This window comes from Xanthomonas sp. NCPPB 3005 (assembly GCF_041228095.2).
In the GTDB taxonomy this organism is placed as follows: domain Bacteria; phylum Pseudomonadota; class Gammaproteobacteria; order Xanthomonadales; family Xanthomonadaceae; genus Xanthomonas_A; species Xanthomonas_A bonasiae.
Window position 1 is genome coordinate 4,957,926 of the sequence record NZ_CP166096.2, and the last position, 13,344, is coordinate 4,971,269.

A 13,344-nucleotide genomic window follows, 5' to 3' on the forward strand; every position below is an offset into this window, starting at 1 on the left:
GCCGCGCGCCGCGGCGGCCTTGTTCGATCGCTCCACGATTCCGTTACCGACGATTCCGTTGCCGATGTTCCTGCGCGCACGCCCCCTGCCCCGCTGGCTGCCGCTGGCCGCACTGAGCGGCGCCGCCGTGGTCGCGACGCTGGTGCTACGCCGGGTCGATCCCAATGTGCCGGGCAATCCGTTGCCTGCGTGCCCGTTCTACGCGCTCACCGGCCTGTATTGCCCAGGCTGCGGCAGCACCCGCTGCCTGCATGCACTGGTGCACCTGGATATCGCCCATGCCATGGCGACCAATCCGCTGCTGGTGGTGGCGCTGCCGCTGCTGGCGATCATGGCGCTCAATGCCGCCGGGCTGCGCATGCGCCTGCTGGCGCCGCTGCTGAAGATCCTCGCCGATCCGCGCCTGTGGCTGTGGCTGCTGCTCGGCTACGCGGTGCTGCGCAATCTGCCGTGGTACCCGTTCACCCTGCTGGCGCCGCACTGAGCGCATCGCGCGGCGCCGAAAGATGGAGCCGCGGCGACCACCTCGTCTAGACTTGGCCCCATGCCCAGCGCATAGCCCCTCAAGGAGATCCACACATGAGCACCGTCAGCCCCGTCACGCCGCCGCCCGCCCCCGGCGCGATTCCCAATCATCTGGCCTGGGCGATCATCGCCACGGTGCTCGGGTTCTGCCTGTGCTGTCCGTCGATCATTCCGGGCATCGTCGCCATCGTGTTCTCCAGCAAGGTCAACGGGCTGCTCAACCAGGGCGACCTGGACGGCGCGCGGCGCGCCTCCAACAGCGCCAAGACCTGGTGCTGGGTGACCACCGCGCTGGCCATCATCGGCCTGTTGATCAACATCGGCATGGTCGCGACCGGCGGCATGCAGAGCTACATGGAATACGTGAACCAGATGCAGCACATGAGCTGATCGGCATGCGCGCCTGGCAACAACGGGCGTGTCTCGGCGCCGCCACCGCCCTCGCGGCGGCCGGCGGCGCGCTGTTGTACCGGTTCGATCCCAACGCCGCGGACAATCCATTCGCGCCGTGCCTGTTCCATGCGCTCACCGGCTACTACTGTCCCGGCTGCGGCATGACCCGCGCGCTGCACGCCCTGGTGCACCTGGATCCGCTCGGCGCCTTCGCGATGAATCCCGGGGCGATGCTGGGCCTGGCCGTGCTGCCGGGCCTGATCGCGTGGAAGGCGGGCTGGCGCGCGGCATGGTTCGCGCCGGTGGTCGCGCTGCTGTCGCGGCCGAACTTCTGGCTGCTGGCGCTGCCCGGCTACTGGATCGCGCGCAACCTGCCGTGGTTTCCGTTCACCCTGCTCGCGCCGGGTTAGTCAGCTGACCCAGCCGGCGATCACGAGCAACGCCAGCACTACCAGCCACAGCAGCAGTACCCGCCAGATCTGGCTCATCGCATCGCGCAATTCCGGCAGGCGCCGCAGCACCGGCACCACCATGCCGGCATCGCTGTAGTCGTGCGCCTCCTCGTCGAGTTCGCCGCGCACGCTGGCGCAGGCCACCGGGCCGAGGAAGCCGCTGTCCAGCTGCCAGCGATTGCCGCCGGCAGCACGCCAGGCGCCGAACACGGTCTCGAAATTGCCGACCAGCGCCAGCGAGAAGGTCATCAGCTGCGCCACCGGCCATTCCATCGCGGCCAGCACGGTGCGTGCGCCGAGCGCGGTGGCCAACGGCAACCGCGGCGCGTACGGGCCGACCGCGGCCAGCGCCAGCAGGCGATAGCCGAGCGCGCCGAACGGCCCCAGCAGCAGGAACCAGAACAGCACCGCGAACCAGCGCCGCAATGCGCTGACCGCCACCGCCTCCACCAGCCCGGCCGGATCCTCGCGCGGCGGCCCGCCATCGGCGTGCAGGTGCGCGACCGCCACGCGCCGCGCGGCGACGTCGTCGGCCTCGATCACCGCTTCCACATCGGTATCCAGGTCGCGCGGCCCCCAGCTGAAGGCCAGCACCAGCACCCCGAACAGCAGCGCCAGCAGGCCCAGGTGCGGCGCGGCGAGCAGCCACTGCAGCAGGCCGACCAGCAGCAAGGCCGGCAGCAGCGCCAGCGCGATGCCGTAGCGGCCGCGCCAGCCGCTGCCTTCGCCGGCATGCGCATCCAGCCACGACAGCCAGTCGCCATAGGCATCGAAACGGCGCAGCGAGGCCACCATGCCGGGCGCGACATGGCCCAGCACCAGGGCGACGATCACAGCGACGAGGGTAGTGAACATGCAGGTCCTCCGGGACCGTTCTGAAGCGTGTGCAGCGGACGCCGGGCGGCCTACGCGTGCGTGCCGCCGCGGCGATACCAGTCCACGACCAGCGCGCGTGCGATGGAGATGCCCGGCGGCAGGCGCAGGCCGTGGCCGTCGTCGGCGCTGTCGCCCTGTGCCGCGGCGCGCTGCAGGGCGGCCCCGATCTCGTCGCGTTCGAACCAGCGGGCGTCTTCCAGCTCGCCGTCCACCTGCGGCAGGTCGGGCTCGGCCAGTGCGCTGAAGCCGAGCATCAGCGCACCGGGGAACGGCCATGGCTGCGCGCCGTAGTAGCGGCAACTGCCGGGCCGGACCCGCACCTGGGTCTCCTCGGCCACTTCGCGCGCCACGGTCTGCTCCAGCGACTCGCCCGGCTCGACGAAGCCGGCGATCACCGAATAGCGCCGCGCCGGCCAGCTCGCCTGGCGCCCCAGCAGCAGCCGCGCGCCGTCGCTGACCGCGACGATCACCGCCGGGTCCACGCGCGGATAGTGTTCGCTGGCGCATTGCGCGCAGACGCCGAGGAAGCCGCCGCGACGGAACCCGATGGCGCCGCCGCAGACGCCGCAGAAGCGGGTGCGCGATTGCCAGTGCAGCATGCCGCGGGCATAGGCGAACAGGCCGGACGCGAACGCAGGCCACTCGGCCGCGGCGCGGCGCAGGTCCATGCGCTGCGGCGGGTCGATGTCGGCGTCGCGCAGGCCTGCGCCCACCGCGAACCAGGCATCGCCATCGCGCAGGCCGAGAAAGATCGCCTGCTCGACCACGTTGCCCAGCGCGGCGCCGGTCAGCGCCAGCGGCTGGCCGTGCGCATCGGCGTAGGCATTGCCGTCGGCATCGAGCAGCAGCAGGCGCGCGGTGGGCCAGGCGCGGCGCAGGGCTTCGGGATCGTTGCGCAGCGCGTCGGCGCGGTCGATGACCGCGTCGGCGAACGCGAAGGAAACAGGCGTCAGTTCGGGCATGCGGCGCAGGGTGCAGGCAAACCGCGCATCCCGCAAGCCGCAGCGTGTCTACACGCTGAAGCTGCTGCCGCAGCCGCAGGTGGTCTTGGCGTTGGGGTTGCGGATCACGAACTGCGCGCCGTGCAGGCCTTCGCTGTAATCCACTTCCGCGCCCATCAGGTATTGCAGGCTCAGCGGGTCGACCAGCAGGGTGACCTCGTCGGTGCGCACCGACAGGTCGTCCTCGGCGCGGTTCTCGTCGAACTCGAAGCCGTACTGGAACCCGGAACAGCCGCCACCCTGGATGTACACGCGCAGCGCCAGCGCATCGTTGCCTTCCTCGCGGATCAGCTCGCGCACCTTGGCCGCGGCGGCCTGGGTGAAGTTCAGCGGCCGCTCCAGCGACTGGTAGTCGGGGGCGGGCGCGGCGCTGGGCAGGGAAACGAGAGTGCTCATGGCTGCAGGATGGGGGCGGCCGGGAGCCGAATCAAGCATCCGCCGCGGTCAGCGCGCGCTGCGCCAGCTCGGCCTGCGGCTCTTCGTGCGCCCGCTCCGGCGGCGCCAGCGCGGCCATGCTGCCGGCATGGATCAGCCGTCCGGTCAGCTGCGCACCGGCGTTCATCTCCACCACCTGGTAGTGCACGTTGCCCTGCACCCGCGCCTTCGGCGCCAGTTCCACGCGCTCGGCGGCATGCACGTCGCCGGTCAGCTGGCCGTTGATGATCACGATCGGGGCGCGCACCTCGCCCTCGATGCTGCCGTGCTCGGACAGGGTCAGCGTCGCCGGCGCGCCGTCCTCGGCCAGCACCTTGCCGAGGATGCGCCCTTCCACGTACAGGCCGCCGCTGAACACCAGGTCGCCCCGGATCACCACCTGCGCGCCGATCAGGGTATCCACCACGGTCTGGCCGCTGCTGCGGCCGTTCTTGTTGCTTCCGAACATAAGCTGCCTACTCCCCTTTGCCGTTGCCGGCCAGTGTCCAATCGAAACTCTGGGTGACCGGCGCCCCTCCGCCGGACAGCGATACTCGCACCCGTTGCGGGGTGAAATCCTTGGGCAGGATCACGCTGCCGTCCAACTGCTGGAAATAGCGGAACGAATAGTCCTGCCCGGGCACGCCGCTCTTCTGGTGCAGCTCGTCCCAGCCCACGCTGGCCAGCTTGCCGCCGCGCACGCCTTCCACCGCCAGGCGCATCTGCCCCTGGCTGATCGCGCCGCGGTTGAGGTTCTGGGTCAGCACCACGTTGTAGTGCCAGGTGCCGCCGGCCTCGGCCGAGAACTCGGCCGAATGCACGGTCAGGCCCTTGCGCTGGCTGGTGGCGCCGACCAGGCGCTCGTAGAAGGCCACGTCGGCCCGCAGCCCGGCGATCTCCTCGTCGCGCTCGGCCAGCGAACTCTGCACTTCGTTGTTGGCGGCGCGGCTGATCTGGTCGGAGCGGGCCAGAGTGGCCTGGCGCTGGTTGAGCGTGTCGATCTGCCGCTGCTGCGCCTGCAGCTTGGCGTCGGCCTGCCGCAGCTGCGTCCTCACCTCGCCCAGCTCGGGCGCGGCCTGGCGGCTGGCCAGCAGCCAGGTTCCTGCCAGCGACAGCAGCCAGACGATGGCGATCAGCAGCCACAGGCCACGTCCGCGCGCGGGCGCGGCGCCGTTGGGCACGATCTGGAAACGGGGCACGGGTCGGTTCATCGTCAAAGCCGCGCCACCGAGGCGGCAGCGGCGTCGATCCTCGCGGGGGGTCGGCCGGCCGGCTAGTGTAAGCCACGCGCCGTAGCTTGCCGTTGCCGGCACGCGCGGCCCGTGCGCTGGCCTTCGCTGCACGCTTGGCCGATAGTGGCCGCCACCCGCGCATCTGCAGGAGCGCCTCGCCATGACCGACGCCCACCTCTTCGTAATCGGTATCCTGCTGGCCTGGCTGGCCGGCATCCGCGTCTACCTGACCGTGTTCGGGATCGGCGTGGCCGGCCTGCTCGGCTGGCTGGACTTGCCGCCGGCGCTGCAGGCCACCGAATCTTGGTGGGTGCTCGGCACCTCCGGCGCGCTGGCGCTGGCCGAGTTCTTCGCCGACAAGATTCCCGGCGTGGATTCGGTCTGGGACCTGCTGCAGACCCTGACCCGGATCCCGGCCGGCGCGTTCCTGGCCGCGGCCACGCTGTCCCAGGACGGCCAGCTGGGCGCCGGCGCGCTCGCCACCGGCGCCGGCGTCGCGCTCACCAGCCACGTGCTGAAGGCCGGCTCGCGCGCCTTGCTGAACACGTCGCCGGAACCGGCCAGCAACTGGATCGCCTCGCTGACCGAGGATTCGGTGGTCCTCGCCACGCTCGCGCTGGCCCTGGTGCATCCGTGGCTGGCGCTGGCCGTATTGCTTGGGGCGAGCGTGCTGGGTGCGCTGCTGGTGTGGTGGGTGTGGCGCACGCTGTGGCACGGCGTCCGCCGCCTGCTGGCGGCGCCCGCGGACGCCGCCGTCGCCAGGCCGAGCCGAGAAGGTTCCCTGTCTTCGTGAACTTCATCGCATAATTGCGCGCGCACCAGGATAAAGACGCGATGGCCGCAAGAGACACCGCACCACTTTCCAGCCGCGACGATCCGCGTTCGCGCAACGTCCGTGCCGAGACCCCGCCACCGCACTACTGGCGGCGCTGGGCCGCCGACGCGGTGCCGGACGCGCAAGCGCCGACGCCCGACCTCGACATGGCACCGCGCGCGGAAGACGGCACCGCCTCCGCCGCCGCCCCCGGCGAGCAGGCCGCCGCCGCCGCGCCGAGCGCGGCAAGCGACGCTGCCGCGCCGCCGCCGCCGCTGGACGCGCCGTACCGCATCCTGATCGTCGAGGACGACCGTTCGCAGGCCTTGTTCGCGCAGAGCGTGCTGCATGGCGCCGGCATGCAGGCGCAGGTGGAGATGCGGGCCGAAGGCGTGCAGCAGGCGATCGCCGACTACCGCCCCGACCTGATCCTGATGGACCTGCACATGCCCGGCCTGGACGGCATGCGCCTGACCGCGCTGATCCGCCAGCAGCCGCAGCACCAGTTGCTGCCGATCGTGTTCCTGACCGGCGACCCGGATCCGGAGCTGCAATACGAAGTGCTGGACAGCGGCGCCGACGATTTCCTGACCAAGCCGATCCGGCCGCGGCACCTGATCGCCGCGGTCTCCAACCGCATCCGCCGCGCGCGCCAGCAGGCGCAGCAGAGCGCCAGCGACGGCGTGCCGCTGAACAATCCCGAGACCGGCCTGCCGACCCGCACCCACGTGCTGCAGTTGCTCGGCGAGTCGCTGCGCGCGCGCGCCGGCGGCGGCCTGTTCTTCATCGAGATCGCCAGCGCGCTGGGCCTGCGCGAACGCTACGGCTACGCCGCGTTCGAACGCCTGATGACCCAGGCCGGGCGCCGCCTGGCCAGCGTCACCGCGCCGCAGCCGCTGGCCCGGCTCAACGACAACAGCTTCCTGCTGCTGGCCCAGGACAACGACCTGGACGCGCTGCGGCAGCGCGCGCAAGCCTTGCGCGAAGCCCTGGCCAGCCATGCGTTCCCGCTGCGCGACGACGAAGCCGTGCACCTGCGCTGCGCGATCGGCTATGCCGACCTGGCGCAAGGGTTCGAGGACGCCGGCAGCGCACTGGAAGCGGTCGAACGCACCGCGCTGCAGGCGCGCCTGCATCCGCAGGGCGTGGCCGCGTACGCGCCGCCGCGCGAGGAAGAGGACCTCGGCCGCATCGCCATGTTCGAAGGCCAGCTGGAGCCGGCCTACCAGCCGATCGTCGCCGTGGCCGGCGGCGATACCGCGCAGTACCAGGTCCTGCTGCGCCTGCGCCAGCGCGACGGCACGCTGCTGTCGGCCGGGCAGGTATTGCCCGCGGCCGAGGCCGGCGGGCGCATCGCCGACCTCGACCAGCAGGTGCTGGACCACGCGCTCGGCCTGCTGCACCTGTACCAGCACGCCACGCCGCCGCTGCGCCTGTTCGTGTCGCAGTCCTCGCGCACGCTGGCGCGCGGCGCCTTCGCCGACTGGCTGGTCGAGGCGATCGGCCGCCGCGGCGTCACCGGCACCTCGCTGGTGATCGACCTGCGCCTGGACGATGCGCTGATCCACACGGTGACGCTGCAGCAGTTCTGCGCCCGGCTGATGCCGCTGGGCGTGCAGTTCTGCCTCAGCCAGTTCGAACCCGGCGCCGAGGCCGAGGCGCTGCTCAACCAGTTGCCGCTGGGCTACCTGCGCCTGTCCGCGCGCTTCGCCAACGCGCATGCCGGTGCCGAACTGCGCGACCAGTTGCGCGCCGCGATCGACCTGGCGCACCGCGCCGGGCTGCTGATCATCGGCCAGCAGATCGAGGAAGCGCAGGCGGCCGCGGCGATGTGGATGGGCGGGGTCGATTTCATCCAGGGCAACCTGGTGCAGTCGGTCGGCGACGAACTGAACTTCGATTTCCAGAACGCGGTGCTGTAGCGATGCCCGCACGCCGGCGCCGGCCCCTGCCGTGGCTGGCCGCGTCGAGCGCGGCGAGCGCGGTCGCCGGCGCGCTGCTGGCGGTGCCGCTGCTGGCCCCGCCGCCGCCGTGGCACCTGCTGGCCCCGCTGTGCATCGGCAGCGCCGCGCTGCTGGCGGTGGTGGCCGGCTGGCGCGCGCAACAGCAGGCAGGCGCGCTGGATGCGGCGCTGGCGCGCGCCGCATTGGCCGAATCCGAACGCGACGCGCTGCAGCGCGACGTGCACCTGCGCGAACGCCTGGAACGGGAGCTGGTGCAGGCCAAGCAGGCCGCCGAGGCCGCGGCGATGGCCAAGGGCGAATTCCTGGCCACCATGAGTCACGAGATCCGCACCCCGCTCAACGGCATCATCCCGATGCTGGAACTGATCGCGCGCGGCCAGCTCGGCACCGAGCAGCGCGAGATGCTGCGCGCCGCCAACGACTCCTCGCTGCAACTGCTGCGCATCGTCGACGACATCCTCGACTACTCCAAGCTGGAAGCGAACCGGCTGGAGCTGGAGATCACCAGCTTCAACCTGCGCGAACTGCTCGACGGCGTACTGCAGCTGATGCAGCGCTCGGCCGAGGCCAAGGGCCTGCGCGTGAGCCTGCAACTGGATCCGGCGGTGCGCCTGCCGGTGCGCGGCGACCCGGTGCGGCTGCGGCAGGTGCTGAGCAACCTGATCGGCAACGCGATCAAGTTCACCGCGCGCGGCAGCGTGGAGTTGCGCGTGCGCCGCCTCGGCGAGACCCCGGCGCAGCACCTGCTGCGCCTGGAGGTGCGCGACACCGGCATCGGCATCAGCGCCGAGCAGCAGGAACGGCTGTTCCGCTCCTTCACCCAGGCCGATGCCTCCACCACCCGCCTGTACGGCGGCACCGGCCTGGGGCTGGCGATCTGCAAACGCATCGTCGACCTGATGGGCGGGCGCATCGGCGTGGAATCGGGCAGCGACCAGGGCGCCACGTTCTGGTTCGAGATCCCGCTGCTGAAGGTGATCGGCGACCTGCCGCAGCTCCAGGGCGGCCTGCCGCGGCTGCGTGCGCTGCTGGTCGGCGCCGACCTGCGCCTGTACCAGCGCCTGAAAGGGCTGCTGCCGAACTGGGGCGTGCAGCTGAGCAAGGTCGACTCGACCCAGGAAGCGCTGGAGCGGCTGCGCGCCGGCGGCGCCGCGCTCCCGCCCTACGACCTGGTGATCGGCGACCTCGACGGCCTGCGCCAGAGCGCACGGGCCTTGCAGCGCGCGGTCGGGCGCCTGCCGGCGCCGCATGGCGTGCGCCTGATCTGGCTGTACGGGGAAGTGGAGATTCCCGATGAGATCCGCGCGCACGGCGCGCTGCTGTCGCGGCAGGCGGCGGATCTGGACTTACGCGGAATGCTGGCGCTGGTGCCTGCGGCGGCCCCCGCTGGCGCCGTGGGCCTGGCCCCGTCCGATGCCGCGCTCTACCCCACGCACGCCGCCGAACCAACGCCAACCCCGGCCATCGCCACCGAACCCGGCCTGGACATCGCGGCCGGCCCGGCCTCGCTGCCCGCCGATTACCGCCTGCTGCTGGTGGAGGACAACCCGGTCAACCTGCTGGTCGCGCAGAAGCTGCTCGACGTCCTCGGCTACCGCAGCGACAGCGCCACAGACGGCGCTGCCGCGCTGGCGCGACTGGACGCGCAGCCCTACGACCTGGTGCTGATGGACTGCCAGATGCCGGTCCTGGACGGCTACGCCGCCGCCCGCCAGTGGCGCCAGGCCGAAGCGGCCGCGGGACGGCCGCGGTTGCCGATCGTGGCGATGACCGCCAATGCCATGGCCGGCGACCGCCAGCGCTGCCTGGAGGCCGGCATGGACGACTACCTGTCCAAGCCGGTCAACCGCGAACTGCTGGCGGAATGCCTGCAACGCTGGCTGCCGCACCGCGCCGCCAATGCCGCGCCGGTGGATGCCGCGCTGCCGGCGGAGGCGGAGGCCACGGAAAGCGCGGCATCGCCGACGCCGCCGTCCGTCGCTCCCACGCCCGCCGCCAATGGCGCCGACACGGCGCCGATGCTGCCGCCGACCCCGTTGCCGGTGCTGGACATCGCGGTGCTCGACGAATTGCGCGAACTCGCCGGCAGCGCGACCACCGCGCAGATCGTCGACCTGTTCCTGGACGATGCGCCACAGCTGATCCAGCGCCTGGAGCAGGCCGCCGCGATCCCGCAGCTGGACCCGTTGCGCGACGCGGCGCACACGCTGAAGTCCTCGGCCGCCAATGTCGGCGCGCTGGCGCTGTCGGCCGCCGCCGCGCGCATCGAGGCCGGCGTGCGCGCCCATCAGCTGGAGCGCCCCGCGGTCGCGGTGGCGCTGGTCATCGCCGAATTCGCGCGTGCGCGGCTGGCCTTGAAGGGCTACCGCAACACCTTGCGCGACGCCGCGGAAAGCGCGGCGCCGTAGGCGGCCCATTACCCATTGCCTGTGTAGGAGCGGCTTCAGCCGCGACAGGCCGTATCCGAAGGTACCCATAGGATCTGTCGCGGCTGAAGCCGCTCCTACAGGGGTGCCAGCATCCTTGGGCTACCTACGCCGGGCGAGGCCCGAATGCTGGCCAAAACACGGCCAGCAGAAGCGCCGCTCAGTCCTCGAGCTTGGTCAGCAGATAGTTCGGCTCGCCGATGCGGCCGATCAGATCGAGCTGGGTTTCCAGCCAATCGATGTGCTCTTCCTCCGACTCCAGGATGTCGGCCAGCAGTTGGCGGCTGACGTAGTCCTGGATCGACTCGGCGTAGGCGATGCCTTCGCGCAAGGTGGTGGTGCCGTCCTGTTCCAGCGCCAGGTCGCACTCGAGGATTTCCTTCGGGTTCTCGCCGATGCGCAGCTTGCCCAGCGCCTGGAAGTTGGGCAGCCCCTCGAGGAACAGGATGCGGTCCGCCAGCTTGTCGGCGTGCTTCATCTCGTCGATCGATTCCTTGTACTCGTGTTCGGCCAGTTCCTTCAGCCCCCAGTTCTTCAGCATCTTGGCGTGCAGGAAGTACTGGTTGATCGCGGTCAACTCGTTGTAGAGGACCTTGTTGAGGAACTCGATGACCTTGCTGTCGCCCTTCATCGCAGTGCTCGCTAGTGCGTGGAAAGCGCAGACTTTAGCGAATCGGCCGCGGCCGTGAAGGAACGCGAATCGTGATCATCCCGCTGCGCATCCGCGCCGCGCGGACGCCGCTCTCAGGCGGCGCGGGCCATGCCGCCCAGCATGGGCAACGGCAGGTCGCGCAGCAGCGCGCGTTCCAGCAGGTCGCCGGCCATGTCCAGGCAGGAACCGCAGGTGGCACCGCAACCGGTGCGCATGGTCAGCTCGGATACGGTGCGGCAGCCGGCGTCGGCGGCTTCGCGGATCTGGCGATCGGTGACCCCATTGCAGATGCAGACGTACACGATGGCGTTGGCGGCGGACGGCGCGGACTGCGCCTGCCGCCATTCAAACCAAAGTGAGAATGGTTGTCAATTCCGACCGTTAATCGTTATTAATACGGGCGACCAGGGGACCGCCGCGCTTGCGCGGCCGCTTGCGCGGGCGCTCGTGGCCGGCGTTGTTGCCGGGCATCCACGCTTCCTGCGCCAGGGTCGGCATGGCGCGGATGCCCGGCCCGGCGATGCTCTGCGCCAACGGCGCCAGGTGGCGCAGGGCGCGGGCATACACGCCGCGCTTGAACAGCACCACATGTTCCACCGGATACCAGAAATCGACCCAGCGCCAATGGTCGAATTCCGGGGTCTCGGTCAGCTCCAGGTTCAATTCGCTCTCGTCGCACTGCATCCGCAGCAGGAACCAGACCTGCTTCTGGCCGATGCACACCTGGCGTTCGTTGCGGCGGATGGCGCGGCTGGGCAGCCGATAGCGCAGCCAGCCAGGCGTCGCGCCGAGCACTTCGACGTGCTCGGGCAACAGCCCGGTCTCTTCACGCAACTCGCGGTACATGGCCTCGACCGGGGTCTCGTCGGTATTCATGCCGCCTTGCGGGAACTGCCAGCCATCCCGGCGCACGCGACGTGCCCAGAACACCTGACCGTCCGGCCGCATCAGCACGATGCCCACGTTCGGTCGATAGCCGTCCGGATCGATCACGATGCGGACTCCTGAAAAATCTACTGGCTCCGACTCTGCCATGGCTGCGGCCGGCCCACAAGCGCGGCAAAAACCCGTTGACAGCCGCCCCATTTACTATAAGAATTGGCGGTTCACCAAGGCTATGTAGCTCAGCCGGTTAGAGCACAGCACTCATAATGCTGGGGTCGGTGGTTCGAGTCCACCCATAGCCACCATGGTGTCCACGCAGCAGGCGTGCGATAATTGCAAACTGCGACATTGCCCCGTCGCCAAGCGGTAAGGCACCTGACTCTGACTCAGGCATTCGGTGGTTCGAATCCATCCGGGGCAGCCAAACAAAAAAGAAAGGCCGATCTTTGATCGGCCTTTCTTTTTTGTTTGGCGCGGGGTTTGCGCAGGCGCTACGCGCCTGCGCCCCGCACCTTGCTGCGCAAGATGCGGGCCCCAGCCCTTCCGCCCCCACATCCCCGCGCCTGTCGGCGCGCCCCCTTGGACTCCAAGGGGGCTTTTCACCAGACGCTTGATGCAGATTGGATGCAAAGGACGCAAAGCCTCGGCGGACGGCCGTGCCCGGCGGCAAATACCATTGAATGACACATCGCCTTGGGCGCAGCGACCGAACGCGCACGATCCACAGCAGTCGCCATTGCCTGGCTCCGCCATTTCGATGGACTGCCGGTCGCCGCGACACAGACCCGACCCCGAAACGACAAAAGCCCGGCCGGAGCCGGGCTTTTGCGTGTTTCCCAGGGGAATCCCGAAGGATTCCACGCCAGGCGCGGTGGATCAGCGCTTGGAGAACTGGGTCGCGCGGCGGGCCTTGTGCAGACCGACCTTCTTACGCTCGACTTCGCGGGCGTCGCGGGTCATGAAGCCGGCCTTGCGCAGCTCGGACTTCAGGGTTTCGTCGTACTCGACCAGCGCGCGGGCGATGCCCAGGCGGATCGCACCGGCCTGGCCGGTGGTGCCGCCGCCGGCGGCGGTGACGAAGATGTCGAAGCTCTCGGTGTTCTTGGTCAGCTCCAGCGGCTGGCGCACGATCATGCGCGCGGTCTCACGGCCGAAGAACTCGTCCAGCGGACGGTTGTTGACGGTGATGTTGCCGGAGCCCTTGCGCAGGAACACGCGGGCGGTGGAGGACTTGCGGCGGCCGGTGCCGTAGTTTTGCGTGATAGCCATGATTAGATATCCAGAACTTGCGGCTGCTGGGCGGTATGCGGATGCTCGGAGCCCTTGTAGACCTTGAGCTTGCGGTACATGGCGCGACCCAGCGGACCCTTCGGCAGCATGCCCTTGACCGCGATCTCGATGACGCGCTCGGGATGACGCTCCAGCGCCTGCGCCAAGGTCTCGGTCTTCAGGTTGCCGATGTAGCCGGTGAAGCGGTGGTACTTCTTGTCGTTGAGCTTGTTGCCGGTGACCGTGATCTTCTCGGCGTTGATCACCACCAGGTAATCGCCGGTATCGACGTGCGGGGTATAGACCGGCTTGTGCTTGCCGCGCAGACGGCGGGCCAATTCGGTGGAAAGCCGGCCCAGCGTTTTGCCGGCGGCGTCGACGAGATACCAGTCGCGCTGGACGGTCTCGGACTTAGCGGTGAAGGTGCTCATTAGAAGACTC

At 69.9% G+C, this 13,344-nt stretch carries 16 protein-coding genes and 2 tRNA genes; 8 read left to right on the plus strand and 10 right to left on the minus strand.

The window, feature by feature from the left end; translation table 11 throughout:
- Nucleotides 1–64: 64 nt before the first annotated feature.
- The 3 genes from AB8810_RS21440 (at nucleotide 65) to AB8810_RS21450 (ending at nucleotide 1,328) form a co-directional block, all read left to right on the plus strand.
- Nucleotides 65–484, plus strand: a complete 420-nt coding sequence (locus tag AB8810_RS21440; protein ID WP_179569129.1) for a DUF2752 domain-containing protein — start codon at nucleotides 65–67, stop codon at nucleotides 482–484.
- 95 nt (nucleotides 485–579) lie between these two features.
- On the plus strand, nucleotides 580–915 hold the full coding sequence (locus AB8810_RS21445) for a CD225/dispanin family protein (RefSeq protein ID WP_179569131.1): 336 nt from the start codon (nucleotides 580–582) through the stop codon (nucleotides 913–915).
- Nucleotides 916–920: 5 nt separating this feature from the next.
- Nucleotides 921–1,328: a DUF2752 domain-containing protein gene (locus tag AB8810_RS21450; protein ID WP_064542810.1), complete on the plus strand. Its 408-nt coding sequence runs from the start codon at nucleotides 921–923 to the stop codon at nucleotides 1,326–1,328.
- Here AB8810_RS21450 and AB8810_RS21455 read toward each other — a convergent pair whose 3' ends face one another.
- From AB8810_RS21455 to AB8810_RS21475, 5 genes are read right to left on the minus strand one after another with little or no spacing between them, the layout of a single operon-like run.
- Complete coding sequence (locus tag AB8810_RS21455) at nucleotides 1,329–2,225, minus strand: hypothetical protein (RefSeq protein ID WP_179569135.1); 897 nt, start codon at nucleotides 2,223–2,225, stop codon at nucleotides 1,329–1,331.
- A gap of 50 nt (nucleotides 2,226–2,275) precedes the next feature.
- A complete protein-coding gene (gene nudC / locus AB8810_RS21460) occupies nucleotides 2,276–3,208 on the minus strand; it encodes an NAD(+) diphosphatase (RefSeq protein ID WP_369914833.1) in 933 nt (310 codons plus the stop codon).
- Between the two features lie 48 nt (nucleotides 3,209–3,256).
- Nucleotides 3,257–3,643, minus strand: a complete 387-nt coding sequence (gene erpA, locus AB8810_RS21465) for an iron-sulfur cluster insertion protein ErpA (RefSeq protein ID WP_053836095.1) — start codon at nucleotides 3,641–3,643, stop codon at nucleotides 3,257–3,259.
- A 31-nt stretch (nucleotides 3,644–3,674) separates the two neighbouring features.
- Nucleotides 3,675–4,130 carry a polymer-forming cytoskeletal protein gene (locus AB8810_RS21470; protein ID WP_179569139.1) on the minus strand — a complete coding sequence of 152 codons (456 nt, stop codon included), beginning with the start codon at nucleotides 4,128–4,130 and terminating at the stop codon, nucleotides 3,675–3,677.
- A gap of 7 nt (nucleotides 4,131–4,137) precedes the next feature.
- Nucleotides 4,138–4,872 carry a DUF6776 family protein gene (locus AB8810_RS21475; RefSeq protein WP_179569141.1) on the minus strand — a complete coding sequence of 245 codons (735 nt, stop codon included), beginning with the start codon at nucleotides 4,870–4,872 and terminating at the stop codon, nucleotides 4,138–4,140.
- 181 nt (nucleotides 4,873–5,053) lie between these two features.
- Here AB8810_RS21475 and AB8810_RS21480 point away from each other — a divergent pair, with 181 nt between their 5' ends.
- The 3 genes from AB8810_RS21480 to AB8810_RS21490 are packed head-to-tail and all read left to right on the plus strand — an operon-like array spanning nucleotide 5,054 to nucleotide 10,079.
- A complete protein-coding gene (locus tag AB8810_RS21480; protein ID WP_369914834.1) occupies nucleotides 5,054–5,686 on the plus strand; it encodes a DUF4126 domain-containing protein in 633 nt (210 codons plus the stop codon).
- A 41-nt stretch (nucleotides 5,687–5,727) separates the two neighbouring features.
- Nucleotides 5,728–7,629 (plus strand): EAL domain-containing protein, encoded by a 1,902-nt coding sequence (locus AB8810_RS21485; protein ID WP_369914835.1) that lies wholly within the window; start codon nucleotides 5,728–5,730, stop codon nucleotides 7,627–7,629.
- 35 nt (nucleotides 7,630–7,664) lie between these two features.
- Nucleotides 7,665–10,079 carry an ATP-binding protein gene (locus AB8810_RS21490; protein ID WP_369916699.1) on the plus strand — a complete coding sequence of 805 codons (2,415 nt, stop codon included), beginning with the start codon at nucleotides 7,665–7,667 and terminating at the stop codon, nucleotides 10,077–10,079.
- Between the two features lie 178 nt (nucleotides 10,080–10,257).
- Here AB8810_RS21490 and bfr read toward each other — a convergent pair whose 3' ends face one another.
- From bfr to AB8810_RS21505, 3 genes are all read right to left on the minus strand, one after another.
- Nucleotides 10,258–10,728: a bacterioferritin gene (bfr, locus tag AB8810_RS21495; protein ID WP_145704796.1), complete on the minus strand. Its 471-nt coding sequence runs from the start codon at nucleotides 10,726–10,728 to the stop codon at nucleotides 10,258–10,260.
- 113 nt (nucleotides 10,729–10,841) lie between these two features.
- A complete protein-coding gene (locus tag AB8810_RS21500) occupies nucleotides 10,842–11,051 on the minus strand; it encodes a bacterioferritin-associated ferredoxin (RefSeq protein ID WP_179569147.1) in 210 nt (69 codons plus the stop codon).
- 79 nt (nucleotides 11,052–11,130) lie between these two features.
- Nucleotides 11,131–11,742 (minus strand): RNA pyrophosphohydrolase, encoded by a 612-nt coding sequence (locus tag AB8810_RS21505; protein WP_179569149.1) that lies wholly within the window; start codon nucleotides 11,740–11,742, stop codon nucleotides 11,131–11,133.
- A 120-nt stretch (nucleotides 11,743–11,862) separates the two neighbouring features.
- Here AB8810_RS21505 and AB8810_RS21510 point away from each other — a divergent pair.
- Both AB8810_RS21510 and AB8810_RS21515 read left to right on the plus strand, forming a co-directional pair.
- Nucleotides 11,863–11,939, plus strand: a tRNA-Met gene (locus AB8810_RS21510).
- 44 nt (nucleotides 11,940–11,983) lie between these two features.
- Nucleotides 11,984–12,058: transfer RNA gene (locus tag AB8810_RS21515), tRNA-Gln, on the plus strand.
- A gap of 452 nt (nucleotides 12,059–12,510) precedes the next feature.
- Here AB8810_RS21515 and rpsI read toward each other — a convergent pair.
- Nucleotides 12,511–12,903, minus strand: a complete 393-nt coding sequence (gene rpsI / locus AB8810_RS21520; RefSeq protein ID WP_369914836.1) for a 30S ribosomal protein S9 — start codon at nucleotides 12,901–12,903, stop codon at nucleotides 12,511–12,513.
- A 2-nt stretch (nucleotides 12,904–12,905) separates the two neighbouring features.
- Nucleotides 12,906–13,334 carry a 50S ribosomal protein L13 gene (gene rplM, locus AB8810_RS21525; protein WP_003470250.1) on the minus strand — a complete coding sequence of 143 codons (429 nt, stop codon included), beginning with the start codon at nucleotides 13,332–13,334 and terminating at the stop codon, nucleotides 12,906–12,908.
- Nucleotides 13,335–13,344: the final 10 nt, after the last annotated feature.

What these genes read in the sequence shown, in the direction of transcription:
- AB8810_RS21440 (WP_179569129.1), top strand. Translation starts at nt 65, where the DNA reads ATGTTCCTGCGCGCACGCCCCCTGCCCCGCTGGCTGCCGCTGGCCGCA.
- AB8810_RS21445 (WP_179569131.1), top strand. Translation starts at nt 580, where the DNA reads ATGAGCACCGTCAGCCCCGTCACGCCGCCGCCCGCCCCCGGCGCGATT.
- AB8810_RS21450 (WP_064542810.1), top strand. Translation starts at nt 921, where the DNA reads ATGCGCGCCTGGCAACAACGGGCGTGTCTCGGCGCCGCCACCGCCCTC.
- AB8810_RS21455 (WP_179569135.1), bottom strand. Translation starts at nt 2,225, where the DNA reads ATGTTCACTACCCTCGTCGCTGTGATCGTCGCCCTGGTGCTGGGCCAT.
- nudC (WP_369914833.1), bottom strand. Translation starts at nt 3,208, where the DNA reads ATGCCCGAACTGACGCCTGTTTCCTTCGCGTTCGCCGACGCGGTCATC.
- erpA (WP_053836095.1), bottom strand. Translation starts at nt 3,643, where the DNA reads ATGAGCACTCTCGTTTCCCTGCCCAGCGCCGCGCCCGCCCCCGACTAC.
- AB8810_RS21470 (WP_179569139.1), bottom strand. Translation starts at nt 4,130, where the DNA reads ATGTTCGGAAGCAACAAGAACGGCCGCAGCAGCGGCCAGACCGTGGTG.
- AB8810_RS21475 (WP_179569141.1), bottom strand. Translation starts at nt 4,872, where the DNA reads ATGAACCGACCCGTGCCCCGTTTCCAGATCGTGCCCAACGGCGCCGCG.
- AB8810_RS21480 (WP_369914834.1), top strand. Translation starts at nt 5,054, where the DNA reads ATGACCGACGCCCACCTCTTCGTAATCGGTATCCTGCTGGCCTGGCTG.
- AB8810_RS21485 (WP_369914835.1), top strand. Translation starts at nt 5,728, where the DNA reads ATGGCCGCAAGAGACACCGCACCACTTTCCAGCCGCGACGATCCGCGT.
- bfr (WP_145704796.1), bottom strand. Translation starts at nt 10,728, where the DNA reads ATGAAGGGCGACAGCAAGGTCATCGAGTTCCTCAACAAGGTCCTCTAC.
- rpsI (WP_369914836.1), bottom strand. Translation starts at nt 12,903, where the DNA reads ATGGCTATCACGCAAAACTACGGCACCGGCCGCCGCAAGTCCTCCACC.
- rplM (WP_003470250.1), bottom strand. Translation starts at nt 13,334, where the DNA reads ATGAGCACCTTCACCGCTAAGTCCGAGACCGTCCAGCGCGACTGGTAT.